Below are 22397 nucleotides of genomic sequence, written 5' to 3'. Positions count from 1 at the left end.
GGCACACCGCTTCGTGCGGCGCTGCACGAGTCTACCGCAAGCCGCGCGGGACCGAAGCCCGGCCGGCTATGCTGGTCCGATGGAATCGGCTTCGTCTCTCCCGCGCTCGCCCTGGCTGGTGTTCGGCCTCAGCGGTCAGGTCGGCGATGCCCTGTGCGAATTGCGCGGACGCGATGACCCGCAGTTGCTGGCGGTGTCCCGCGTGGCGCGCCCGGATCGCCCGGGCCTGCGCTGGACGCAGGGCGGCTTGCCCGACTTCGCGCCGGCGCCGGAACCGGCGCCAGCGGCCGTGATCAGCCTCGGGCCCCTGGATCTGTTCGCGCGCTGGTTCGAGGCCTGTCCGCTGGCGCCGGCGCGGGTGGTTGCGCTGGGCTCGACCAGCGTGCACGGCAAGCGCGACTCTCCCGATCCCGCCGAGCGCGCGCTGGTCGAAACCCTGACCGCCGCCGAAGCCCGCCTGGCCGCCGCCGCCGCCGCCCGGGGCACCGCGCTGACCCTGCTGCGGCCGACCCTGGTCTATGGCCGCGGCCGGGACCGGAACCTGAGCCGCCTGGTGCGGCTTGCCCGCCGCCTCGGCTGGCTGCCGCTGCCGGCCGAGGCCCGCGGGCTGCGGCAACCGGTCCATGCCGACGACGTCGCGGCGGCGGTACTGGCCGCGTTGCGCGCGCCGCAAGCCCGGCCCGGCCTGTTCGACCTGCCCGGCGGCGAGACCCTGGCCTACGACGAGATGGTGGCCCGTGCCCTGGCCGCAGGCGCACCCGGGGCGCGCCTGCGGCGCCTGCCCGGGCCATTGTTCCGGGCCGGCGTCAGGCTGGCCCGGTTGAGCGGCCGCCTGGATGTGGCCGGCGAGGGCGTGCTGGCCAGGATGGATCGGGATCTGGTCTATGACGGCGCCCCGGTGAGGGATGCGCTGGGACTGCAGCCGCGGCCGTTCCGGCCCGGTCCGGCATGTTTTCCGGAGGACCGCGACGGCCGTCCCGTCTAGGGCAACACTGAACACGTCCATCCTGGACGTGTTCAGTGGTCGCAAGTCCGGCACATGTCCGGACTTGCTCCCCCGGATCAAGCACTTGCGTGCTTGGTCCGGGGGCGCGCCATCCATGGCGCGCGGGCAACGCTGACTTGATCAGCGTTGCCCTGGGCCATCTGCCCGACCATACGCGGGAGCATTGCCATTTGCTAACGAAGCCTTAAGATGCCTAGAGGAATTGCTCTAGAGTCTGGGGGGAGCCAGAGCCGATGAGACACCTTGCCTTGCCCCGGCCGCGCAGGCCGTCCGATACCGCCGTCGCCGGCGGCACCCGTTTTCAGAAAAGCACGCCCTGACCGAGGAATCACCATGAAGAAGACGATCGCAACCCACGGGCAGGTCGCTCGTGCCCCGCTGGCCGCCGCCGTCGTGCTCGGCCTGATGATGGCTCCGTCCGCCCAGGCCTTCGAGTTCAGCCGCGGCGAGCTCACCGGCAGCTTCGACACTACCGTTTCCTACGGTTATTCCTGGCGCGTGCAGGAGCGCGACGACGACCTCGTCGCCAAGTCCTGGTTCGATCCGCTGCTGTGCGCCCAGAACGTGCCGCTGGGCCCGATCCCGGTCGGCCCCGGCCGCTGCACCGGCTCGGGCGGCGTGCCCGGCTCGCCGGCACAGCTGGCGGCCCTCGGCCGGTTCTCGGCCAACCGCGACGACGGCAACCTCAAGTACGACGACGGCGACGCCATTTCCAGCGCGATCAAGATCACCTCGGAGCTGGGCCTGAACTGGCGCGACTGGGGCGCCTTCTTCCGCGCCACCTACTTCTACGATTTCGAGAACGCCGACCGCGACGACCTGACCCGGGAGGCCAAGGACCGCATCGGCGAGCGTTTCCGCATGCTCGATGCCTTCGTCTACCGCAACTTCGCTCTGGGCGAGGACGGCGGCAAGAACGGCACCATCCGCCTGGGCCGCCAGGTGGTCAGCTGGGGCGAAAGCACCTTCATCCAGAACGGCATCAACGTCATCAACCCGGTCGACCTGTCGGCGCTGCGAGTGGCCGGCGCCGAGCTGAAGGAGGCATTCCTGCCGATCGACATGCTCTGGGGCTCCATCAACCTCACCGACAACGTCTCGCTCGAGGCGCTGTACATGTTCGAGTTCGAGGAGATCGAGATCGACGCCTCGGGCACCTACTTCAGCTCCAACGACTTCGCCTCGCCGGGCGGTACCTACGTGATGCTGGGCTTCGGCACCACGCCGCAGCCGGTCTACAACCCGGAGCGGTTCTGGTCCACCTGCTCGGGCGGTGCCGCCACCTGGGTCACGTCCGACCGTTTCGCCGATCTGGCCGCCCAGTACGGCCCGACCGTCGCCGCCCAGATCATCGGCATCGGTTGCGGCAACGCGGTCGGCCGCAATCCGGACCGCGCCGCCAGCGACTCCGGCCAGTACGGCCTGGCCCTGCGCTGGTATGCCGAGAACCTCAACGAAACCGAGTTCGGCTTCTACTTCCTGAACTACCACAGCCGGGTGCCGCTGCTGTCGGGCATCGCCGTCAGCAACCCGGTGATCGGCGCCGCCTCCGGCCGCTTCTTCGCCGAATACCCCGAGGACATCCAGCTGTACGGCATGAGCTGGAACACCACCCTGCCCGGCGGCGTGGCCTGGCAGGGCGAGATCAGCTACCGGCCGAACCTGCCGCTGCAGGTGGACGACGTCGAGCTGCTGTATGCCGCCCTGTCGCCGCTCAACCCGTTCATCCCGGCGCCGGCGCTGCAGTTCAACAGCCAGCTGGGCCAGTTCGCCCTTGGCCAGGAAGTCCGCGGCTGGCGTGAGCACGAGGTGACCCAGGTCCAGATGACCTTCACCAAGCTGTTCGGCCAGGTGCTGGGCGCCGACCAGATCGCGGTGGTCGGCGAGATCGGCGCCACCGAGGTCTGGGACCTGCCGCCGCAGTCCGAGCTGCGCTACGAGGGCGAGGGCACCGACACCTCGGGCGGCTGCGACGTCGGCGACGTGCTGGCGGCGGGCTTCCCCGGTCCCGGCGCGCTGCTGTTCGGCTGCATGCGCAACCCGCAAACCCTGGACGGCGGTTTCCCGACGTCGTTCTCCTGGGGTTACCGCCTGGCGGCCCGCGCCGAGTACACCAGCGTGTTCGGCAGCCCGGTCACGCTGGCGCCGCGCGTCGCCTTCAACCACGACGTCAACGGCATCACCCCGGGTCCCGGCGGCAACTTCCTCGAGGGCCGCAAGTCCCTGACCCTGGGTCTGGAGGCGATCTACCTGAACCAGTTGGCCTTCGATCTCAGTTACACCCGCTTCAGCGGCGCCGAGCGTTACAACCAGATCCACGACCGCGACTTCGCGGCGTTCACCGTCAAGTATTCCTTCTGAGGCCACAGGGAGGCAGAGGATGAAGACCACGCAGAAGTTCACCCTGGCGGCCCTCGCCGGTGCCGCCGTGCTGGCCACCGGCATGGCCCAGGCCGCGGTCAGCGCCGAGGAGGCCGCCAGGCTCGGTCGCGAGCTCACCCCGGTGGGCGCCGAGAAGGCGGGCAACGCCGCCGGCACCATCCCGGCCTGGGAGGGCGGCATCACCAGTCCGCCGGCGGGCTATCGGGTCGGCACTTTCCACATCGACCCGTATGCCGCCGACAAGCCGCTGTATTCGGTCACGCCGGCCAACCACCAGCAGTACGCCAACGTGCTGACGCCGGGCCAGAAGGCGATGTTCGCCAAGTACCCGAGCTTCCGCATGGACGTGTACCCGACCCGGCGCAGCGCCTCCTTCCCGCAACGCACCTACCAGTTCACCCGCCGCAACGCCACCCAGTGCCAGCTGGTGGCCGACGGCGAGGGCGTGCAGAACTGCGCCGAGGGCTTCCCGTTCCCGATTCCGCGCAACGCCTACGAGGTGATCTGGAACCACAAGCTCAAGTACAAGGGCCTGTCGGTGCTCAGCTACTCCAACCAGGCCGCGCCGACCGCCTCCGGCAACTACACCCTGATCAAGCTCAAGGAGGAGGTGCTGGGGCTGTACTACAAGCCGGGCAACACCTCCGACAACATCAACAACATCCTGCTGTACTTCAAGCAGGAGGTGCTCGGCCCGGCCCGCCTGGCAGGCCAGGTGCTGCTGGTGCACGAGACCCTGAACGCCGCCGCCGCGCCGCGTCAGGCCTGGGTCTACAACCCCGGCCAGCGCCGCGTCCGTCGCGCCCCGAACGTCGCCTACGACAACCCCGGCACCGCCTCCGACGGCCTGCGCACCAATGACATGACCGACATGTTCAACGGCGCCATGGACCGCTTCGACTGGAAGCTGGTGGGCAAGCGCGAGATCCTGGTGCCGTACAACGCCTATCGGGCGCACAGCGACCAGACCAAGGTCGCCGACCTGATCCGCCCGGGCCACCTCAACCCCGACTACATGCGCTACGAGTTGCACCGCGTCTGGGTGGTCGAGGCCACGCTCAAGGAGGGCAAGCGCCACATCAACAGCCGCCGTACCTTCTACGTGGACGAGGACAGCTGGCAGATCATGCTGATCGACCACTACGACGGCCAGGGCAACCTGTGGCGCTACTCCGACGCGCCTTCGGTGAACTACTACGAGGTACCGACCTTCTGGTCCACCCTCGAGACCCATCACGACCTCAAGTCCGGCCGCTACATCACCATGTTGCTGGACAACGAGGACAAGCCGCGCGACTTCGGCTATCAGAGCACCCCGGCGAACTACTCGCCGCAGAACCTGCGCACCTCCGGCGTGCGCTGACATCAGGTGCAGCAAGCCCCGCCGCGCCCGCAAGGGCGCGGCGGCGTTCCGGGCCCGCTGCCGCGGGCCCGCAGGAGGAGACGATGCGCAAGACCCCGAACCATCCGTCGCGCCTGGCCGGCGCCCTCTTGCTGGCGCTGGCGCTGCCGCTGGCCGCCCAGGTCGAGCCTTCCGGCGATCCGGCAACGCCGCCCGGCGAAACGATGTCCGACCAGGACATGGACGGGGACGGCGCGCCGGAAGAAGCGACCCCCGCCATCGCCGCCAACGATCCTTCCATCCTGGACGCGGAGCCGATGCCGAAGGCGGCACGCTCGCTGCTGCTGGACGTGGTACGCACCCCTGCCGGGTTCTTCGCCGTCGGCGAACGCGGCCACGTCCTGGGCTCCGAGGACGGCCGGAACTGGACCCAGCTGCGTGTTCCCACCCGCTCGACCCTGACTGCCGTCGCCGCCTACGACGGCGTGCTCTGGGCGGCCGGGCACGATGGCGTAATCGTGCATTCCACCGACGGCGGCCAGACCTGGACCCGCCGCCGCGCCGCGCCCTGGACCCTGGATACCGTCGACCCGTCCGAGGGCGTGCCGATCATGGACCTGTTGTTCGTGGACGGCATGAACGGTTACGCGGTCGGCGCCTACGCGCTGATGCTGGTGACCCGCGACGGTGGCGTCACCTGGGAGCCCCGCACCGTGGTCGAGCCGGGGCCCGTGCAGGAGGAACCGCAGGTGGTGGCCGACGAGGACAACTGGACCTTCGATGCCGCCGATCTGGAACTCGAAGCCGAGGCCGATCCGCATCTCAACGCCATCGCCCGCACCGAGGACGGCTCGCTGGTGATCGTCGGCGAGCGGGGTGCCTTCTTCCGCTCCACCGATGGTGGCCAGACCTGGGAGCGCAAGCGCCTGCCCTACGAGGGGTCCATGTTCGGCGTGCTGAGTTGGGGCGACCAGCACCTGCTGGCTTTTGGCCTGCGCGGCAACGTGCTGGAGTCGCACGACCTGGGCGACAGCTGGCAGCCGGTTGACACCGGCACCGGCACCAGCCTGATGGGCGGCCAGGCGCTGCCGGAAGGCGGCGCGGTGCTGGTGGGCAGCAACGGACTGGTGCTGATGCGCCCCTACGCCGGCGCGCCCTTCGTCGAGTACCGCTACGAAAACCAGGCCGGCGAGGCGCCCTCGCTGGCCGCCGTGCTGCCGGACGGGCAGGACGGTCTTGTCCTGGTCGGCGACAGGGGCGCCGGCCTGTATCGCCCGCCCGCAGTGACGGAGTAAGCATGAGCCTGCCCAACGCCCAGCCCGGACCGTTCGCCCGCTTCGCGGAGAAGCTGGTCTTCTCCAACCGGCCTTTGATCCTGGTGCTGTTCGCCGCGGTCACCGTCGCGATGCTGTACTTCGCCTCGCAGCTGAAGGTGGATGCCGGCTTCAAGAAGCAGATTCCGCTGCAGCACGAGTACATGCAGACCTTCCTCGAGTACGAGGCCGACTTCGGCGGCGCCAACCGGGTCCTGGTCGCGGTCATCGCCCGCGACGGCGACATGTTCGACCAGAGGTTCATGCGGACCCTGGAGAACGTCACCAACGAGGTCATCAACCTCGACGCCACCGACGACGCCCGCTCCCGTTCGCTGTTCACGCCGAACGTGCGTTTCATCGAGGTGGTCGAGGACGGACTGAGCGGCGGCAACGTCATTCCGGCCACCTTCACTCCCAACGTCGAGGGCTTTCAGGCCACGGACGAGGACTTCGAGACCATCCGCGGCAACATCGTCAAGGCCGGCATCGTCGGCCGGCTGGTCGCGCGCGACTATTCGGGCGCGATGATCTGGGCCGACCTGATCCCGGAAAGCGACGTCAACAAGGTGGATTACCAGGAGGTCGCCCGACAGTTCGAGGCGATCCGCCAGAAGTACGAGGACGAGCACCACAGCGTCCATATCATCGGCTTCGCCAAGATGGTGGGCGACATCAGCGACGGCGCCCGTTCGGTGGTCAAGTTCTTCGCCCTGACCATCGCCTTCACCTGGCTGCTGCTGTTCCTGTACTCGACCTCGGCCAAGCTGGCCAGCCTGACCGTGTTCGCGGCCATGGTCTCGGTGGTGTGGATGCTGGGCGCGTTGCAGCTGATGGGCTTCGGCATAGACCCGATGAACATGCTGACGCCGTTCCTCATCTTCGCCATCGCGGTCAGCCACGGCGAACAGATGATCAACCGCTTCCGCGGCGAGATCTTCTTCGGCGGCCTGGAGGAGGGCACCGTGGACGAGCTGAGGGCCAAGGCCTCGCTTGCGCATCCGCCGCTGGAGGCCGCCCGCAACGCCTTCCGCATGCTGCTGGTGCCCGGAACCGTGGCCCTGCTGGCCGGCTGCATCGGCTTCGGCGCCATCATGGTCATCCCGATAGACATGGTGCGCGAGCTGGCCATCACCGCCACCGTGGGCGTGGCCCTGACCATCCTGACCGACCTGGTGCTGCTGCCGGTGCTGCTCAGCTACACCCGGTTGCGCAACCTGGACCGCAAGCGCGAGTACCGCCTGCGCCAGCTGACCCGCTTCGACCGGATCTGGGCGGCGCTGGCCAGGCTGAGTAAACCTTCGCTGGCCGCCCTGGTGGTCGCCATCGGCCTGGCCGGCTGGTACTTCGCCTGGCAGCACGGCAACAAGGTCATGATCGGCGATGCCCAGCAGGGCGTGGCCGAGCTGCATCCGGACGCGCGCTACAACCAGGATGCGGTCCTGATAAGCGAGAAGTTCTCGCTCGGCGTGGACATCATGAACGTCATCGCCGAGGCCGGGCCGTCGGCCTGCACCACCAGCTACCCGGCGATGGAGCTGATCGACCGTTTCGCCTGGCACATGGAGAACGTGCCGGGCGTCGAGCAGGTGATCACGCTGCCGGCCGCCGCCAAGCTGGTGAATGCCGGCTGGAACGACGGCTCGCTGCGTTGGCGGATCCTGCCGCGCGACCCGGACACCCTGCGCCAGGCGACCCAGAACTTCGAGACCGACTCCGGCCTGCTCAACGCCGACTGCAGCGCCATGCCGGTGACCATCTTCACCTCCGACCACAAGGCCGACACCATCGACCGCCTGGTCGGCGCGGTGAAGGAGTTCCGCCAGGCCAACGGCGCCTACGTGGACGGCAACCTGCGCGAGCGCCTGGCCGAACAGGCCGCCGAGGAGCCCGGCTTCACCAGCGACAAGGTCAACCTGCGCCTGGCCACCGGCAATCTGGGCGTGATGGCCGCCACCAACGACACCGTGCGCGCGTCCGAGCACGTGATCCTGTACCTGCTCTACGCGGCGGTGTTCCTGATGTGCTGGATCAGCTTCCGCAACCCGCTGGCGGCCTTGTGCGTGCTGCTGCCCCTGATCCTGGTGACCGAGCTTGGCCACTCGCTGATGGTCGAGCTGGACATCGGCATGAAGGTGAACACGCTGTGCGTGGTCGCCCTCGGCGTCGGCATCGGCGTGGACTACGGCATCTACATCTTCGCCCGCATGCGCGAAGCCATGCAGCAGGGCCGCGGCGTCGCCGAAAGCTACTTCATCGCCCTGAAAACCACCGGCATCGCCATCTTCTACACTGCCCTGACCCTGGCAGTGGGCGTGGCGATGTGGATCTTCTCGGACCTGAAATTCCAGGCCGACATGGGCGTGATGCTGACCTTCATGTTCGTGGTGAACATGGTGGCCGCCATCATCTTCCTGCCCGCCCTCTGCCGCTGGCTGCTGCGTCCGCGCGAGAAGGACGACTGGCGGCCCCGGCTGTGAGCCGGGTCCGCCTGGCCGCCTAGATGTCCTCGGCGGCCGGCACGGGCCTGGCCCTGGCCCGGCCGCGCATGGCGATGGCCAGCACGCCGCCCAGCACCATGGCCGCGCCCAGCCACAGGCGCGGCCCCGGCCGGTCGCCCCAGAAGGCGATGCCCAGGCCGATCGCCATCACCGGCGCCAGCAGCAACCAGGGCGTGACCATGGCCACCGGGTAGCGGCGGACCAGCAGGTAATACATGCCGTGCCCGAACAGGCTGGACACCAGGGCCGAGTAGGCCACGCCGCCCCAGCCTTTCCAGCCGGCCTCGCCGGCCGCCGCCCAGGCGCCGGGCTCCAGCAGGGCGCTCAGGCCGAACAGGGGCAGTACGCCGACCACGGCGATCCAGCCCTGCTGGCTGAACAGGCTCTGTCCGGCCAGGCCGCGCATCAGCACCGTGCCCACGGCCAGGAAGAACGCCGACACCAGCATCAAGGCCAGCGATGCCGGCGCATCCAGCACCAGCGGGTCCAGGCCAAGCACCAGGATGCCGGCGAAGCTCAGCGCGATGGCCGTGCCGGTGCGCCAGGCAAAGCGTTCGCCCAGCCACCACCAGGCCAGCAGCGCCGCCATCGGTACGTAGCTCTGCATCGCCACGGCCGGCGAGGCCAGGTCGCCGGCCAGCTTCAGCGCCCAGAAGCTCAGGCCGAAGTGCAGCACGCCCGTGCTCAGGCAGATCGCCAGCAGCCGCGGCCATTGCCCGGGCGCTGGCGCCCTCAGGAAGGGGGCAAGCAACACCGACAGCAGGGCAAGCCTCAGCGCCGTGAACAGCAGGGGTGGCAATTCGGTCAGCGCATGCGCCGAGCTGAGGAAGTTGCCCGCCCAGGCCAGGCAGACCAGCAGCACCAGCAGGATGTCGCGCGGGCTCATGCCGGGGCGAGACAAGCCAGGAGCGGCCGGGCGGGGGCAAAAAGTTGCCGGCGGGCCCGGCAACAGGCAAAGTCCCGGGGCGCGCGATGCTGATCATCATGCTGATTGCAGCGGTGATCGGCGTCCTGATTGGCGCCCTGATCCTGAAGTTCGTCATCAAGCTGCTGGAGAAGTTCTCGCCGTCCTATGGCAAGAGCATCCTGGTGGTGATCCTGTCCTTCGTGCTCGGCTTCATCGTCAACATCGTGCTGACCATGCTGCTGATGGGCGGCGGCGCGGCGATGGACCCGACCGACCCGGGCGCGGCCGCGGCCCTGGGCGGCGCCTCGTTGCTGGTGATGGGCCTGAGCATCGTCGCCAGCGTGCTGATCTACGCCTTCGTCATCAACCTGCTGGTCAAGCGCCCGGACGGCAGCGCCTTCGGCTTCGGCCGGGCCCTGCTCAATGCCCTGGTCTACATGATCGTGATGGTGGTGCTGGGCCTGATCATCGGCATCATCTTCGGCATCGTGTTCGGCGCCGCGATGATGGGTGCCGCCGGCATGGGCTGAGGCCGTACCGCCCGGCAACACGGGGCGCGGGCGGTTCGCCGCCCGCGCCTTCTTCGTTCCCGCCGCCCGGCCCTGACGGCTCCGGGGTGCCGGCATCCTCACCAGCGCCAGCCCAGCCGCTTGTACAGCTTGCTCAGGGTCCACAGCGGCCCGATCAGCAGGTAGACCAGATCGGTGAAGAAACTCGGTCGTCGGCCTTCGATCCTGTGGCCGATGAACTGGCCGATCCAGGCGATCACGAACACGCCCAGGGCCAGCCAGAACAGGCCGGCATTGCCCAGGCTGTCATACAGGAAGCGGTTGAGGAAGCCGAAGGCCAGAAAGACCACCAGCGCGCCCAGGGCCAGCCGGCGCGACAGCCGCCAGTACCACAGCCAGGCGGCGAACATCGCCAGCGCCATCCAGGCGCCGGGACGCAGCAGGGCTTCGGGCACTGGGACGGTCCAGAGCAGGGCGGTGACCGTCCAGACGATGGCCGGCACGCAGACCAGGTGGATGGCCTGGTTGGTCGGGTGCTGGTGGTCGCCGGCGTAGCTGTGCAGGTAACGGTCTATCGGCCGGCGCGGGTCCGGGGTTTCGGCGAGCTCGGGCGTGGCATTCATGGCGGGCTCCGCGTGTGTGCGCCCGGCCATGATAGCCGGCGCGGCGGCGCCCGGTTCAGTCCAGGACGATGCCCGCCAGGCGTTCCAGGGCTTCGGCGTACTTGCGGCGGGTGCCCTCGATCACCCCGGCGGGCAGGCGCGGTCCGGGCGCGGTCTTGTCCCAGTCCAGGGTTTCCAGGTAATCGCGCACGAACTGCTTGTCGTAGCTGGGCGGGCTGATGCCGACCCGGTACTGGTCGGCCGGCCAGAAGCGCGAGCTGTCCGGTGTCAGCATTTCGTCCATCACGTGCAGCACGCCATTGTCGTCCAGGCCGAATTCCAGCTTGGTGTCGGCGATCAGGATGCCGCGTTCCAGGGCATGGGCGGCGGCGAACTCGTAGATGGCCAGGGTGGCCGAGCGCAGCTGCTCGGCCAGCTCGGCGCCGATCAGGCGTACCACGTCGTCGAAGGCGACGTTCTGGTCGTGCTCGCCGACGGCGGCCTTGGTCGAGGGTGTGAAGATCGGCTCGGGCAGGCGCTCGGCCATTTGCAGGCCGGGCGGCAGCTTGATGCCGCAGACGGCGCCGGTGCGCTGGTAGTCCTTCCAGCCGGTGCCGATCAGGTAACCGCGGGCGATCGCTTCCACCGGCACCGGGCGCAGGCGCTTGGTGACCACCGAGCGCCGCACATACCGGGCCGGGTCCACGCCGGCCGGCAGCACCGCCGCCACGTCCTCGCCGGTGAGATGGTTGGGCATCAGGTGGGCAGTGCGCCTGAACCAGAAGTTGCTGATCTGGCAAAGCATCTCGCCCTTGCCCGGGATCGGGTCCGGCAGCACCACATCGAAGGCCGACAGGCGGTCGGTGGCGACCATCAGCAGGCGCCGGCCCGGCAGTTCGTACACGTCGCGGACCTTGCCGCGATGCAGGAGCTTGAGGCCGGGCAGGTCGGAGGTGTGCAGGACGGTGGGCACGGCGGCCTCGTCGGCGGGAAGGGGCGACATTGTACGGTTCGCGCGGCCGGGAAACAGGGGGCCGGCTGCTAGAATCGGCGCATGCGCCAGATCCCCCTGTCCATCGCCCTGATCCTGCCTCTGCTCGCCGCCTGCGCCGAGGGTCCGGCCGCCGCCGCCCAGGCGGGTTCGGAAGGTCCGGCCGCCCGGGCCGGTGCGCAAGCACCTGCCGCCGCCTCGACGCCCGAACGGCCGCCGGCCAAGCTGGGGCTGTGCGTGGCCTGCCACGGGGAGGACGGCGTCAGTCGCGTTGCCGGCACCCCGCACCTGGCCGGCCAGGACGGCCTGTACCTGCGGCGTGCCCTGCAGGACTACCGCAGCGGCCGGCGCCAGCACGTGCCCATGAGCAGCCTGGCCAACAGCCTGCAGCCCGCCGACATCGAGGCGCTTGCGGCCTGGTATGCCTCCCGGCCCGGCTTCGCCGCCGCGGGGGTGGCGCCGTGAGGTGGTACGGCAAGCTGCTGGGCTTCATCGCCGGCTGGCTGCTGCTGCGGCATCCGGCCGGCGGCGTGCTCGGCGCCCTGATCGGCCATGCCTTCGACGCCGACTGGTTCCGGCCGAAGAAATACGACCCCTACAAGGTGCTGGGCCTGTCGGCCGATGCCAGCGAGGCCGAGATCGACCGCGCCTACCGCCGGCTGATCACCCAGTACCACCCCGACCGCCTGGGCGGCGTCGCCGAGGACCTGCGCCGCCAGGCCGAGGAGAAGGCCCGCGAGATCAACGCCGCCTACGACGCCATCCGCAAGCTGCGCAGCAAACCCTGAGGCCGCCATGTCCGACTGCATCATCGCCCCGTCCATCCTCTCGGCGGACTTCGCCCGGCTCGGCGAGGAGGTGGACGCCGTGCTGGCCGCCGGCGCCGACTGGGTGCACTTCGACGTGATGGACAACCATTACGTGCCCAACCTGACCATCGGCCCGATGGTCTGCGAGGCGCTGCGCAAGCACGGCGTGAAGGCGCCGATAGACGTGCACCTGATGGTCAGGCCGGTGGACCGCATCGTGCCGGATTTCGCCAGGGCCGGCGCCAGCCTGATCAGCTTCCACCCGGAAGCCAGCGAGCACGTGCACCGCACCATCCAGTTGATCAGGTCGCAGGGCTGCCAGGCCGGCCTGGTGCTGAACCCGGCCACGCCGGTGGAGGTGCTGGACTGGGTGCTGGCGGACCTGGACCTGGTGCTGCTGATGTCGGTGAACCCGGGGTTCGGCGGTCAGGACTTCATCCCCTCGGCCCTGGAAAAGCTGCGCCGGGTGCGGGAGCGCATCGACCGCCTGGGCAAGCCGATCCGCCTGGAGATCGACGGCGGCGTGAAAGCCGAGAACATCCGCGAAATCGCCGCCGCCGGCGCCGACACCTTCGTCGCCGGCTCCGCCATCTTCAAGGCCCCCGACTACGCCGACGTCATCTCCCGCATGCGTTCCGAGGTCGCTGCCGCTCGCGGGAGGTGATTGTTTTGCCGCGGATTTACGCGGCAAGAACCTCTTCTTCAACCGCTTCGAAACTCAGGACGTAGCGCAGGGGCCCGCGCGGGGTCGTCGCGTCGAAGGGCCAGCAGGTGACGAGGATGAGGCGGTGCCCGGCCGCGTAGGGGTCGAGGCGGGTTTCGCGGGCGTCGGCGATGTGGGTCGAGGCAAGGCGGTAGCGGCGCAGGCCGGCGCCGGTTTCCAGTTCCACTTCGTCGCCCGGCCGCAGGTGCCGCAGCCAGGCGAAATGGGTATCGCGGTGGCCGCTGATGATGGTGGCGCCGTGGCCGCTGCCCGGCGCGGCGCTGGCGGCGGCCCAGCCAGGGCCGAAGGCGAGGGCGCGGCCGTCGTCGCCCGCCAGCACCACCTGGTCCACGCCCAGTTTCCTTTGCCGCAGCCGCGCCACCGCGTGGGTGTCGGCCCAGGGCCAGGGCCGGCGCACGCCGCCATCGGCGCGGTTGGCCTCCCAGCTTGCGCGCAGCAGCGCCTGCGACAGCGCCGCCTTGGCCGGCATCCAGACCGCGTGCAGGGCCAGCGCGACCGCGGCCAGGCCCAGCCAGCGCGCCAGGCGTCGGTGCGGTGGTGGGACGTCCCTGTCCCGAGATTGCGTCCGTGATGCGGAACGGCGGCGATCGGCCCGGTCGGCGCCGGGTGCCGCGCACGGGCGGGTGTCGGCGGCATGCAGGCTGCGGCTGGCCACGGATGCCTCGGCCCGGCTGGCGTCGGGCGTCTCCGCTTCGAGGCGGCTAGCCATCGTCTCGGCTCGCCGGACTCAGCGCGGCCAGCGGCGCGGGGCCGGATCGCGCAGCGGCCGCGGCCGCCGGCGATGCCTGCGCTCCGTCGTGGCGAAGGGCCAGCCCATGTGCCGCAGGGCGATGGCGGTGGACCGTTCGCCGGCATTCGGCGCCGCCTCCGTCGGCGCAGTGGTGAAGGTGTCGCGGTTCTCGATTACCAGGATCATGACGGGGTTCCTCCGGGTTCAGGCCGTCGCGTCTTCGCGCAACAGGCAGAGCATCACGGTGCAGACAAGGCAGGCGATCAGGCGGGCGGTCATGCTTCAGTTCCTCCGGTGCAGCAGCAGGGCACCCAGGCCGAGCAGCAGGGCGAGCAGCAGTTCGCGCGACCAGCCGGTGCTGCCCTGGGCCAGGGCCAGGGAGCCGTCGGGCGTGGCATTGGCGATGCGGGTGCTGCCCAGGCTTTCGCCCCCGGGCCGCGCCGGCGTGCGATCCACGGCCACCAGGCTGGTGTAGCGGCTGACCAGGCCGTGTCGCAGGGCGACGTCGAGGATCTGCGGGCGCAACTCGCCCTCGTCGCCGCCGCGGCGCAGGCGGTCTTCCAGCTCGTCGATGCGGGCGCGGGCCCAGAGCCGCGCCACGCCAGGCGCCGGCGCCACCGATTCGGCGCCGAGCGGGATCTGCCGGCTCCAGGGCTGCGGACCCAGGCCGCGCACGGTGACGACGCCCTGCAGCCGTTCCAGCCGTGCCACCACCTGCAGCGCCTCGCCGCGGTAGAGGTCGGGGATGCGACGGGGATAGGCCTCGGCCACGCCCGGCCAATCCACATGGACGTCGCGAAGGGCAGGGTGATCGAGCTTGGCCAGCAGGCCATCCATGGCCTCGGCCACTTCGTTGACGTCGCGCACCAGCACCTGGCTGCCGCGGCCGAGTTCGGCGGCCTTGCGCAGGAAGTGACCATTGGGGGCGCTGCCGATGCCGACCGGGAACAGCCTCGCCTCGCCGCGTTCGTTCTCGATGAGGCGCAGCAGTTCGTCCTCGTTGCCGACCGCGGCGTCGGTGGCCAGCACCACCTGGCGCAGGTAGCCGGTCGGCGCGGCGCCCTGGAACGCGGCCCGCAGCGCCGGCAGCATTTCGGTGCCGCCGTCGGCGCGCAGCGAGCGCACGAAGGCGCGGGCCCGGGCCACCGCCGCCGGCTCGGCCGGCACCGGCCCGGGGAAGAGCAGTTCGAAGCTGTCGTCGAAGCGGATCACGTTGAAGCGGTCGCCGGGGCGCAGCCGGGCCAGGGCGCGGTCGGCGGCCTCGATGGCCTGGGCCATGGACGCGCCGGTCATCGAACCGGAGGTGTCGACCACCAGGATCAGCTCGCGCGGCAGCGGCGGCGTTTCCAGCGTCGGCGGCACCAGCATCACCAGGGCGTAGTCCTCGCCGCCGACGCGGTCGGTGAAGACGGCGCTGCGCGGAGCCCGGCTGGGCACCGGCTCCCAGCGCAGTTCGAACTCGCGGTCGCCGGGTACCACCCCGGCGGCCAGCGTCACCCGGTAGGTGTAGCCCTCGGCCGCCACTGTCACCGCATGCGTGGGACTGCAGATGGATTGCAGCGGCAGGCCTGGCTCGACCTCGGCGGTCAGGGCCACGGTCGGAGGGAGGGCGCCGTGCGCGGCCTGCGCGGCCGCGGCCATCGGCAGCCGCTCGGGATCGCGCGGGCCGGCCTGGTCGGTCTCGCGGTCGGGCAGGTAGCGCGGGGTCAGGCTCAGCGGCAGGTGCAGGGAGAAGACGCCGTCGCGGTAGCGCACCGGCTGCCAGTAACGCACCTCGATCTCCACTTCCTCGCCGGGGCCGATGTTGGCGACCGCAGTGCTGAACAGGTTGGGGCGGTTCTGCCCGACCAGGCTGGCGCGCAGGCCGGCGGCCGCGGCGGCCTCGTAGGTGGCGCGGGCCTGTTCCTTCTCGCGGATCTCGCCCTCGATCAGGCGCTCGCCCACGCGCAGGCTCAGGCCGCCGACGGCGGCGTTCTCCGGCAGGGGCAGCAAGTAGCGGCCCTCGCGCCACTGGCTGGCATCGTTGCGGTAGGTCTGGCGCACGCTCACTTCGGCCAGCAGGCCGTGCACGCGCATGTGCACGGTGGTGTCCATGGCCAGGCTGGCGATCCAGCGGCCATCCCCGTGCAGCAGCAGGCCGTGATCCGGCGTCTCCAGCCCGCCGGTGGCGCCGGCCAGCGGCGCCAGCAGCATCAGCAAGCCGGCCAGCCAGGCCTGCAGGTACGCGCGGGCAGGGCGACGGAACATGCGGGGTTTGCGGGTGATTCGATGGCTTGGCATGGCGGCCTCCCTGGGGGTGGGGCCATGACAGCGCCGCAGCCGGTCCTCGCCGGGGCCGGTCGCGGGCGGGACGGTGGCGAAATCTGGCGATTCGCGGGCAACGCATTGCCGGCGCCGGGACGGCTGGCTAGGCTGGCCGCCATGTCACGCATCGTCGCCATCGTCGAGGACGAACCCGCCATCCGCGACAACTATGCCGAGGCATTGCGTCGGCACGGTTACGCGGTCCAGGCCTACGCTGGCCGGGCCGAAGCCCGCGCCGCCTTCGCACTGAAGCTGCCGGACCTGGTGATCATCGACGTCGGCCTGGGCGACGAACCGGAGGGCGGCTTCGACCTGTGCCGGGAGCTGCGGGCGCGTTCGGCCAGCCTGCCTATCCTGTTCCTGACCGCGCGCGACTCCGACTTCGACGTGATCTCGGGCCTGCGCCTGGGCGCCGACGACTACCTGAGCAAGGCCACCAGCCTGCCGCAGCTGACCGCGCGCATCCACGCCCTGTTCCGCCGCCTTGACGCGCTGACCGGGCCGGCGGCGGCGCGCGAACAGGTGTTCCGGCTGCGCGGGCTCACCCTGGAAGTCGAGCGCATGCGGGTGACCTGGAACGGCGCCGAGGTCGCGCTGACGGTCACCGAGTTCTGGATGGTGCACGCGATGGTGCGTTATCCCGGCCACGTCAAGAGCCGCGAGCAACTGATGCGCGAGGCGCAGGTGGTGGTGGACGACGCCACCATCACCTCGCACATCAAGCGCATCCGGCGCAAGTTCCAGGCCCTGGATCCGGCCTTCGACGAGATCGAGACCGTGCACGGCGCCGGCTACCGCTGGCGGGCCTGAGATGTCGCTGCGCGCCAAGCTGCTGCTGGTGGCGCTGTCCATCCTGGCGCTGCCCTGGGCCGGCTGGCGCTTCGTGCGTGAAATGGAGGGGCTGCTGCGTCAGGGCCAGGAACAGGCCCTGCTGGCCTCGGCCGAGGCCATGGCCCGCGGCATCGCGGTGCGGCCGGGAGCGCTGCCGGCGGTGGGACCGGGCTGGTTCGCGCACGGCCTGGACTACGCGCCGCGGCTGGACGGCCGGGCCGACGACTGGCAGGGCGCTGCCGACGGTCCCACCGGCTTCGGCGAGGGCGGCTGGCTGCGGGCCAGCGTGGCGCGCGCCGGCGGGCAAGTGTTCCTGCTGCTGGACGTGGACGATGCCAGCAGGCAGCGCGGCGAGGCGCATTGGCCTGGTGACCTGGAGTTCGACCGTCTGCGCCTGCGCCTGCGCACGAACAACGGCGAGTACCTGCTGCGCCTGGCCAACGGCGAGGCCGGCCCGCTCAAAGTGGCCGGCGAGGACGGCCTGCCGCCGCCCTTCCGCGTCGAGGGCTGGTGGCGGGAGCGTGCCGGCGGCTACACGGTGGAACTGGCGTTGCCGCAGGATCTTGGCCTGCGCGCCCTGGGCGTGGAGGCGCGCGACCTCGATGCCGCGGGTCGGCGTCGGCTGGCCGGCAGCCTGGAGGCGGTGCAGGGAGCGCAGCTGATCCAGGCTTGGCCGCTGCACGGTTACGTCGGCGCGCTGGAGCCGGTACTGCAGGCCCTGACGCCGCCGGGCATGCGTGCGCGCCTGGCCGACCGCCAGGCCTGGGTGCTGGCGCGGGCCGGCGCCATCGCTGCCGATCCCAGCGAGGACGATCTGCTGCCCTGGCGGCGCGGCCTGTACCGGGCGCTGCTGTTCCGCGACGTGGACGAGACCGCCGCCGACCGTGCCGACGCCCGCGGCATCGCCCGCGAGGAAGTGGCGCAGGCCATCGCCGGCACGGCCGCGGTGGCCTGGCGGCGCGATCCCTACGGCGCGCGCCTGCTGCTGTCGGCGGCGGTGCCGGTGCGGGTGGACGGGCAGGTGCGGGCGGCGCTGCTGCTGGAGCGCTCGAATTCGGAGGTGCTGCTGTTGACCGACCAGGCCTTTTCCGACCTGCTGGGCGTCAGTCTGCTGGCCTTCGGCATCAGCGGCGGCGCCCTGCTGTGGTACGCCTCGCGCCTGGCCGGCCGCATCCGCCGCCTGCGCGATGCCGCCGAGAAGGCGCTGGACCGCGAGGGCCGGGTCACGCCCTTCCCGCGCGCCAGGGCCCGCGACGAGATCGGCGACCTCTCGCGCAGCTTCGCCGGTCTGCTCGACCAGGTGGCCGGCTACACCGACTACCTGCGCTCGCTCTCCGGCAAGCTCTCGCACGAGCTGGGCACGCCGCTGGCGATCGTCCGCACCTCGCTGGACAACCTCGACAGCGCCGGTCTGCCGGCCGAAGCCCAGCCCTACCTGGGCCGGGCCCGCGACGGCGTAGAACGCATGGGCAAGCTGGTGCGGACCATGAGCGAGGTGACCCGCATCGAACACGCCATCGCCGTGGCCGAACCCGAGGACTTCGACCTGCGCGCCTTGCTGGCCGACTGCGCCGAGGCCTACCGCGGCCTGCTGGCGCCGCGCGAGCTGTGGGTGGACCTGCCTGAGGGGCCGCTGCCCTTCCGCGGCGCGCCGGAGCTGATCGTGCAGGCCCTGGACAAGCTGGTGGACAACGCCCGCGGCTTCTGCCCGGAGGACGGCTGGGTGCGGCTGACGCTGGCGCGGGAAGGCGGGGGCGCGCGTGTTTCGCTGGCCAATGCCGGCCCCTTGCTGCCGGAGGCCATGCGCACCCGGCTGTTCGACTCCCTGGTGAGCCTGCGCGAGAAGCCGCGCGGCAGCGAGGGCGCCCCCCACCTCGGTTTCGGCTTGTACGTGGTCCGTCTGGTAGCCGAACTGCACCGTGGCCACGCCGAAGCCCGCAACCTTCCCGACGCCACCGGCGTCGAATTCACCCTCCACCTGGATTTGATCTGACCCTTTGTTGTGACCCTTTGTTGCGACCCTGGGGTCAGATCAAAGGGTCAGATCAAAGGGTCAGATCAAAGGGTCAGATCAAAGGGTCAGATCAAAGGGTCAGATCAAAGGGTCAGATCAAAGGGTCAGATCAAAGGGTCAGATCAAAGGGTCAGATCAAGAGGTGATATGGGATACTGCGGGCCTGCCCATGGAGGTGACGTGATCAGCGCGGAGGAGTTCCAGCGGCTGGCCGCGGAAGGCCATACCCGCATTCCGGTGGTGAGGGAGATCCTGTCCGACCTGGACACGCCGCTCACCGTCTATCTCAAACTGGCCGACGGCCCGCATGCCTATTTGCTGGAATCGGTGGAAGGCGGCGAGACCTGGGGCCGTTACTCCATCATCGGCCTGCCTGCGCGCCGCACCTGGACCTTCCGCGGCCACAGGCTCGAAACCTGTGACCACGGCGAACTAGTCGAGACCCGCGAACTCGCCGACCCGCTGGCGGAAGTGGACCGCCTGCGTGCCGCCTACCGGGTGCCGCGCCTGCCCGGCCTGCCGCCCTTCACCGGCGGCCTGGTCGGCTACTTCGGCTTCGAGGCCATCGGCTGGATCGAACCGCGCCTGGCCGAAGGCGGTCCGCCCGATACCCTGGGCACGGCCGACGCCTTCCTCATGCTCAGCGAGGAAGTAGCGGTGTTCGATACCCTCAAGGGCCGGCTCTACCTGGTGGTGCACGCCGATCCGGCCGAACCGCAGGCCTACGCCCGCGCCGCGCGCCGCCTCGACCAGCTGGCGCACCGCCTGCGCCACGCCGGCCCCAGCTATCCCGACCTGCCCGGCGCCGAGCCGCCGGCCGAGGCCGACTTCGTCTCCGGCTTCACCCGCGAAGGCTTCCTTGCCGCGGTAGCGAAATGCAAGGAATACATCCGCGCCGGCGACATCTTCCAGGTGGTGCTCAGCCAGCGCCTGAGCGTGCCTTTCCGCGCCCGCCCGCTCGACGTCTACCGTGCGCTGCGAGCGATGAATCCCTCGCCCTACATGTATTTCCTCGACCTCGGCGACACCCAGGTGGTGGGCAGCTCGCCCGAGGTGCTGGTACGCCTGCAGGGCGGCCGAGTCACCGTGCGCCCGATCGCCGGCACCCGCCCGCGCGGCGCCACGCCAGAGCAGGACACAGCACTCGAGGCCGAGCTGCTGGCCGATCCCAAGGAGCGCGCCGAGCACCTGATGCTGGTGGACCTGGGCCGAAACGATGTCGGCCGCGTCGCCGAGCCGGGCAGCGTGCGCCTGCCCGAGAGCTTCGTGATCGAGCGCTACTCGCACGTGATGCACATCGTCAGCGAAGTGTGCGGCACCGTGCGCGAAGGACTGGGCTTCTCCGACGTGCTCAAGGCCACCTTCCCGGCTGGCACCGTCAGCGGCGCACCCAAGGTGCGCGCCCTGGAGATCATCCGCGAGCTGGAACCGGTCAAACGCGGCATCTACGCCGGCGCCGTCGGCTACCTCAATTGGTGGGGCGAGGCCGACACCGCCATCGCCATCCGCACTGCCGTCATCCAGGATGGCAAGCTGCACGTGCAGGCCGGCGCCGGCATCGTCCACGACTCCGACCCGGTGATGGAGTGGGAGGAGACGCTGAACAAGGGCAGGGCCCTGTTCCGGGCGGTGGCGCAGGCGGCTGGGGGCCTATAACCTCGGCGCGTGGCCCTGGCTCCGCGAAACCTGCTGGAACGCCTTCGCCCCCGGCGCGCCGGGTTGCGCCTGTGGCTTGGCCTGAGTTACGGCCTGCTGGCGCTGGCACTGGTGGCGGCGCTGTCGTCGCTGGTGCAGCGTGTCGCCGGCCAGAAGTTGCGTGGCGACATCGGTCTGCGCCTGGAAACCAATGCCCGTACCCTGGCCGACCGTTTCGACGAGGGCCTGTTCGAGCGCCTGAACGACGTGCGCGCCCTGGCCCTGCTGCCGGGCATGGACGATCCCTTGCGCAACGAGGAAACCCTGCGCGATCTGTTCAGCCTGATGCAGCTGAACTACCCGGACTACGCCTGGATAGGCGTTGCCGACGCCTCCGGCGAAGTGCTGGTGGCCAGCCGCGGCCTGCTCGAGGGTCGCGACGTGTCAGACCGCCCCTGGTTTCAGTCCGCCCGACGCGAGCCGCATGTCGGCGACCTGCGGGAAGCACCCATGCTGGCCGAGGTGCTGCCGGTGCCGGCCGGCGAGCCGCTGCGCCTGATCGACGTCGCGGCGCCCATCCATGACGACCACGGCGTCGTGGTCGGGGTGATCGCCGGGCGCCTGTCTTCCAGCTGGGCCGAGACGATGCGCCAGTCCCTGCGCCAGCCGATGGCCGAGCGCGACCCGGCGGAAGTGTTCGTACTCGACCGCGGCCGCCGCGTGGTGCTGGGACCGGAGGCCTGGCGCGACCAGGTGCTCGAGCTGCCCTCGGCCAGGGCCGCGGCCTCCGGCCGGCACGGCTCGAGCCTGGAATCCTGGCCCGACGGCAAGGAATACCTGGTGGGTTATGCGCCGACCATGGGCCGGCCCACCTTCGAGTCCCTGGGCTGGACCGTGCTGGTGCGCAAGGACGCGGACCTGGCCCTGGCGCCGGTGGCCGACCTCACCCGGCAGATCTGGCTGCTGTCGCTGGCCATTGCCTTGTTGTTCCTGCTGGTCGCCAGCCTGGTCGCCCGCGTCATCGGCGCACCCTTGCGCGAGCTGGCCCAGGCGGCCCAGCGGATCCGCGCGGGTGAACCCGGTGCCACCTTTCCGCCAGAGCGTGGCTACCGCGAAGCGTGGCAGCTATCGGAGGCATTGCGCACCCTGGTGGAAGAACTGACCCGGCACCAAGCCGACCTCACCCAGTTGAACCGCGAGCTGGAACAGCGCGTGCGCGAACGCACCCAGGAGCTCAACGAAGCCAATGCGCAGCTGGAGGTGCTGGCCATGACCGATGCCCTGACCGGCCTGGCCAACCGCCGCCGCTTCGGCGACCAGCTGGCGCGCGAGGCCAGCCGCGCTGCCGAGATCGGCAAGCCGTTGGCCCTGATTTGCCTGGACATCGACCACTTCAAGAGCATCAACGACCGTCACGGCCATCCGGCCGGCGATGCCGTCCTGCGCCGCATCGCCCTGCTGCTGGAAGAGCAGGTGCGCGGCAACGACTTGCTCGCCCGCATCGGTGGCGAGGAATTCGCCGTGTTGGCGGTGGATACGCCCCTCGGCGCCGCCGCCCAGCTGGGCGAGCGCCTGCGTGCCGCGGTCGAGGCGGCCGGCACCATCAGCATCGGTCATGCCAGCGTGACGGTAACCGTCAGCGTCGGCGTCGCCGGCTTCCCTATCCGCGCTGGCGACGTGCTGAGAGCCCCCGAGCGCCTGCTGGCCGCCGCCGACGATGCCCTGTACCGGGCCAAGCGAAACGGTCGCAATAGGGTGGAAGTGGCGGCGGGCACCTGAACGGGAAAGCCCGCTTGC

19 protein-coding genes are annotated in these 22397 nt (G+C 70.4%); 13 read left to right on the top strand and 6 right to left on the bottom strand.

Going from position 1 to position 22397, the window contains the following annotated elements; translation table 11 throughout:
• Nucleotides 1–79: 79 nt before the first annotated feature.
• The 5 genes from F0415_RS07260 to F0415_RS07240 all read left to right on the top strand — a co-directional run bounded on the left by F0415_RS07260 (nucleotide 80) and on the right by F0415_RS07240 (nucleotide 8523).
• On the top strand, nucleotides 80–985 hold the full coding sequence (locus F0415_RS07260; RefSeq protein ID WP_188310320.1) for an NAD-dependent epimerase/dehydratase family protein: 906 nt from the start codon (nucleotides 80–82) through the stop codon (nucleotides 983–985).
• 354 nt (nucleotides 986–1339) lie between these two features.
• Nucleotides 1340–3367, top strand: a complete 2028-nt coding sequence (locus F0415_RS07255; protein ID WP_149860530.1) for a DUF1302 domain-containing protein — start codon at nucleotides 1340–1342, stop codon at nucleotides 3365–3367.
• 19 nt (nucleotides 3368–3386) lie between these two features.
• Nucleotides 3387–4751 carry a DUF1329 domain-containing protein gene (locus F0415_RS07250; RefSeq protein ID WP_149860529.1) on the top strand — a complete coding sequence of 455 codons (1365 nt, stop codon included), beginning with the start codon at nucleotides 3387–3389 and terminating at the stop codon, nucleotides 4749–4751.
• Nucleotides 4752–4834: 83 nt separating this feature from the next.
• Complete coding sequence (locus F0415_RS07245; protein ID WP_149860528.1) at nucleotides 4835–6025, top strand: WD40/YVTN/BNR-like repeat-containing protein; 1191 nt, start codon at nucleotides 4835–4837, stop codon at nucleotides 6023–6025.
• Between the two features lie 2 nt (nucleotides 6026–6027).
• On the top strand, nucleotides 6028–8523 hold the full coding sequence (locus F0415_RS07240; protein WP_149860527.1) for an efflux RND transporter permease subunit: 2496 nt from the start codon (nucleotides 6028–6030) through the stop codon (nucleotides 8521–8523).
• 19 nt (nucleotides 8524–8542) lie between these two features.
• Here the strand turns inward: F0415_RS07240 and F0415_RS07235 are convergent, their stop codons facing one another.
• Nucleotides 8543–9430, bottom strand: a complete 888-nt coding sequence (locus tag F0415_RS07235) for a DMT family transporter (protein ID WP_149860526.1) — start codon at nucleotides 9428–9430, stop codon at nucleotides 8543–8545.
• Between the two features lie 86 nt (nucleotides 9431–9516).
• On the opposite strand from F0415_RS07235, the gene F0415_RS07230 reads away from it, so the two are divergent.
• A complete protein-coding gene (locus tag F0415_RS07230) occupies nucleotides 9517–9981 on the top strand; it encodes a hypothetical protein (RefSeq protein WP_149860525.1) in 465 nt (154 codons plus the stop codon).
• Between the two features lie 98 nt (nucleotides 9982–10079).
• Here the strand turns inward: F0415_RS07230 and F0415_RS07225 are convergent, their stop codons facing one another.
• The gene (locus F0415_RS07225; protein WP_149860524.1) at nucleotides 10080–10583 is read right to left on the bottom strand and encodes an Mpo1 family 2-hydroxy fatty acid dioxygenase; all 504 of its coding nucleotides are present in this window, start codon (nucleotides 10581–10583) and stop codon (nucleotides 10080–10082) included.
• 55 nt (nucleotides 10584–10638) lie between these two features.
• A complete protein-coding gene (locus tag F0415_RS07220; protein ID WP_149860523.1) occupies nucleotides 10639–11565 on the bottom strand; it encodes a phosphoribosylaminoimidazolesuccinocarboxamide synthase in 927 nt (308 codons plus the stop codon).
• Between the two features lie 51 nt (nucleotides 11566–11616).
• Here F0415_RS07220 and F0415_RS12690 point away from each other — a divergent pair, with 51 nt between their 5' ends.
• The 3 genes from F0415_RS12690 to rpe are packed head-to-tail and all read left to right on the top strand — an operon-like array spanning nucleotide 11617 to nucleotide 13026.
• On the top strand, nucleotides 11617–12018 hold the full coding sequence (locus F0415_RS12690) for a c-type cytochrome (RefSeq protein ID WP_246149910.1): 402 nt from the start codon (nucleotides 11617–11619) through the stop codon (nucleotides 12016–12018).
• Nucleotides 12015–12341: a J domain-containing protein gene (locus F0415_RS07210; protein WP_149860522.1), complete on the top strand. Its 327-nt coding sequence runs from the start codon at nucleotides 12015–12017 to the stop codon at nucleotides 12339–12341. The genes F0415_RS12690 and F0415_RS07210 overlap by 4 nt, the downstream gene beginning before the upstream one ends.
• A 7-nt stretch (nucleotides 12342–12348) precedes the next feature.
• Nucleotides 12349–13026 carry a ribulose-phosphate 3-epimerase gene (rpe, locus tag F0415_RS07205; RefSeq protein WP_149860521.1) on the top strand — a complete coding sequence of 226 codons (678 nt, stop codon included), beginning with the start codon at nucleotides 12349–12351 and terminating at the stop codon, nucleotides 13024–13026.
• Between the two features lie 16 nt (nucleotides 13027–13042).
• Here rpe and F0415_RS07200 read toward each other — a convergent pair whose 3' ends face one another.
• The 3 genes from F0415_RS07200 to F0415_RS07190 all read right to left on the bottom strand — a co-directional run bounded on the left by F0415_RS07200 (nucleotide 13043) and on the right by F0415_RS07190 (nucleotide 16063).
• Nucleotides 13043–13795 (bottom strand): class GN sortase, encoded by a 753-nt coding sequence (locus F0415_RS07200; protein ID WP_149860520.1) that lies wholly within the window; start codon nucleotides 13793–13795, stop codon nucleotides 13043–13045.
• 18 nt (nucleotides 13796–13813) lie between these two features.
• Nucleotides 13814–14002 carry a hypothetical protein gene (locus F0415_RS07195; RefSeq protein ID WP_149860519.1) on the bottom strand — a complete coding sequence of 63 codons (189 nt, stop codon included), beginning with the start codon at nucleotides 14000–14002 and terminating at the stop codon, nucleotides 13814–13816.
• Nucleotides 14003–14098: 96 nt separating this feature from the next.
• Nucleotides 14099–16063 (bottom strand): marine proteobacterial sortase target protein, encoded by a 1965-nt coding sequence (locus F0415_RS07190; RefSeq protein ID WP_188310319.1) that lies wholly within the window; start codon nucleotides 16061–16063, stop codon nucleotides 14099–14101.
• A 174-nt stretch (nucleotides 16064–16237) separates the two neighbouring features.
• Here F0415_RS07190 and pdsR point away from each other — a divergent pair, with 174 nt between their 5' ends.
• The 4 genes from pdsR (at nucleotide 16238) to F0415_RS07170 (ending at nucleotide 22379) form a co-directional block, all read left to right on the top strand.
• Entirely contained in the window at nucleotides 16238–16930 is a 693-nt protein-coding gene (pdsR, locus tag F0415_RS07185) for a proteobacterial dedicated sortase system response regulator (protein WP_149860517.1), read from the top strand.
• A 1-nt stretch (nucleotide 16931) separates the two neighbouring features.
• On the top strand, nucleotides 16932–18944 hold the full coding sequence (locus F0415_RS07180; RefSeq protein WP_149860516.1) for an ATP-binding protein: 2013 nt from the start codon (nucleotides 16932–16934) through the stop codon (nucleotides 18942–18944).
• 201 nt (nucleotides 18945–19145) lie between these two features.
• A complete protein-coding gene (gene trpE, locus F0415_RS07175) occupies nucleotides 19146–20621 on the top strand; it encodes an anthranilate synthase component I (protein WP_149860515.1) in 1476 nt (491 codons plus the stop codon).
• A 9-nt stretch (nucleotides 20622–20630) separates the two neighbouring features.
• Entirely contained in the window at nucleotides 20631–22379 is a 1749-nt protein-coding gene (locus F0415_RS07170) for a sensor domain-containing diguanylate cyclase (protein WP_149860514.1), read from the top strand.
• The last annotated feature ends 18 nt before the right edge of the window (nucleotides 22380–22397 follow it).

This window comes from Arenimonas fontis (genome assembly GCF_008386465.1).
Classification (GTDB): domain Bacteria; phylum Pseudomonadota; class Gammaproteobacteria; order Xanthomonadales; family Xanthomonadaceae; genus Arenimonas; species Arenimonas fontis.
The sequence above is the reverse complement of the archived record's forward strand: the minus strand, read 5'-3'. Positions and strand labels throughout refer to the sequence as shown.

What these genes read in the sequence shown, in the direction of transcription:
- F0415_RS07260 (WP_188310320.1), top strand. Translation starts at nt 80, where the DNA reads ATGGAATCGGCTTCGTCTCTCCCGCGCTCGCCCTGGCTGGTGTTCGGC.
- F0415_RS07255 (WP_149860530.1), top strand. Translation starts at nt 1,340, where the DNA reads ATGAAGAAGACGATCGCAACCCACGGGCAGGTCGCTCGTGCCCCGCTG.
- F0415_RS07250 (WP_149860529.1), top strand. Translation starts at nt 3,387, where the DNA reads ATGAAGACCACGCAGAAGTTCACCCTGGCGGCCCTCGCCGGTGCCGCC.
- F0415_RS07245 (WP_149860528.1), top strand. Translation starts at nt 4,835, where the DNA reads ATGCGCAAGACCCCGAACCATCCGTCGCGCCTGGCCGGCGCCCTCTTG.
- F0415_RS07240 (WP_149860527.1), top strand. Translation starts at nt 6,028, where the DNA reads ATGAGCCTGCCCAACGCCCAGCCCGGACCGTTCGCCCGCTTCGCGGAG.
- F0415_RS07235 (WP_149860526.1), bottom strand. Translation starts at nt 9,430, where the DNA reads ATGAGCCCGCGCGACATCCTGCTGGTGCTGCTGGTCTGCCTGGCCTGG.
- F0415_RS07230 (WP_149860525.1), top strand. Translation starts at nt 9,517, where the DNA reads ATGCTGATCATCATGCTGATTGCAGCGGTGATCGGCGTCCTGATTGGC.
- F0415_RS07225 (WP_149860524.1), bottom strand. Translation starts at nt 10,583, where the DNA reads ATGAATGCCACGCCCGAGCTCGCCGAAACCCCGGACCCGCGCCGGCCG.
- F0415_RS07220 (WP_149860523.1), bottom strand. Translation starts at nt 11,565, where the DNA reads ATGTCGCCCCTTCCCGCCGACGAGGCCGCCGTGCCCACCGTCCTGCAC.
- F0415_RS12690 (WP_246149910.1), top strand. Translation starts at nt 11,617, where the DNA reads ATGCGCCAGATCCCCCTGTCCATCGCCCTGATCCTGCCTCTGCTCGCC.
- rpe (WP_149860521.1), top strand. Translation starts at nt 12,349, where the DNA reads ATGTCCGACTGCATCATCGCCCCGTCCATCCTCTCGGCGGACTTCGCC.
- F0415_RS07200 (WP_149860520.1), bottom strand. Translation starts at nt 13,795, where the DNA reads ATGGCTAGCCGCCTCGAAGCGGAGACGCCCGACGCCAGCCGGGCCGAG.
- F0415_RS07195 (WP_149860519.1), bottom strand. Translation starts at nt 14,002, where the DNA reads ATGATCCTGGTAATCGAGAACCGCGACACCTTCACCACTGCGCCGACG.
- F0415_RS07190 (WP_188310319.1), bottom strand. Translation starts at nt 16,063, where the DNA reads ATGTTCCGTCGCCCTGCCCGCGCGTACCTGCAGGCCTGGCTGGCCGGC.
- pdsR (WP_149860517.1), top strand. Translation starts at nt 16,238, where the DNA reads ATGTCACGCATCGTCGCCATCGTCGAGGACGAACCCGCCATCCGCGAC.
- F0415_RS07180 (WP_149860516.1), top strand. Translation starts at nt 16,932, where the DNA reads ATGTCGCTGCGCGCCAAGCTGCTGCTGGTGGCGCTGTCCATCCTGGCG.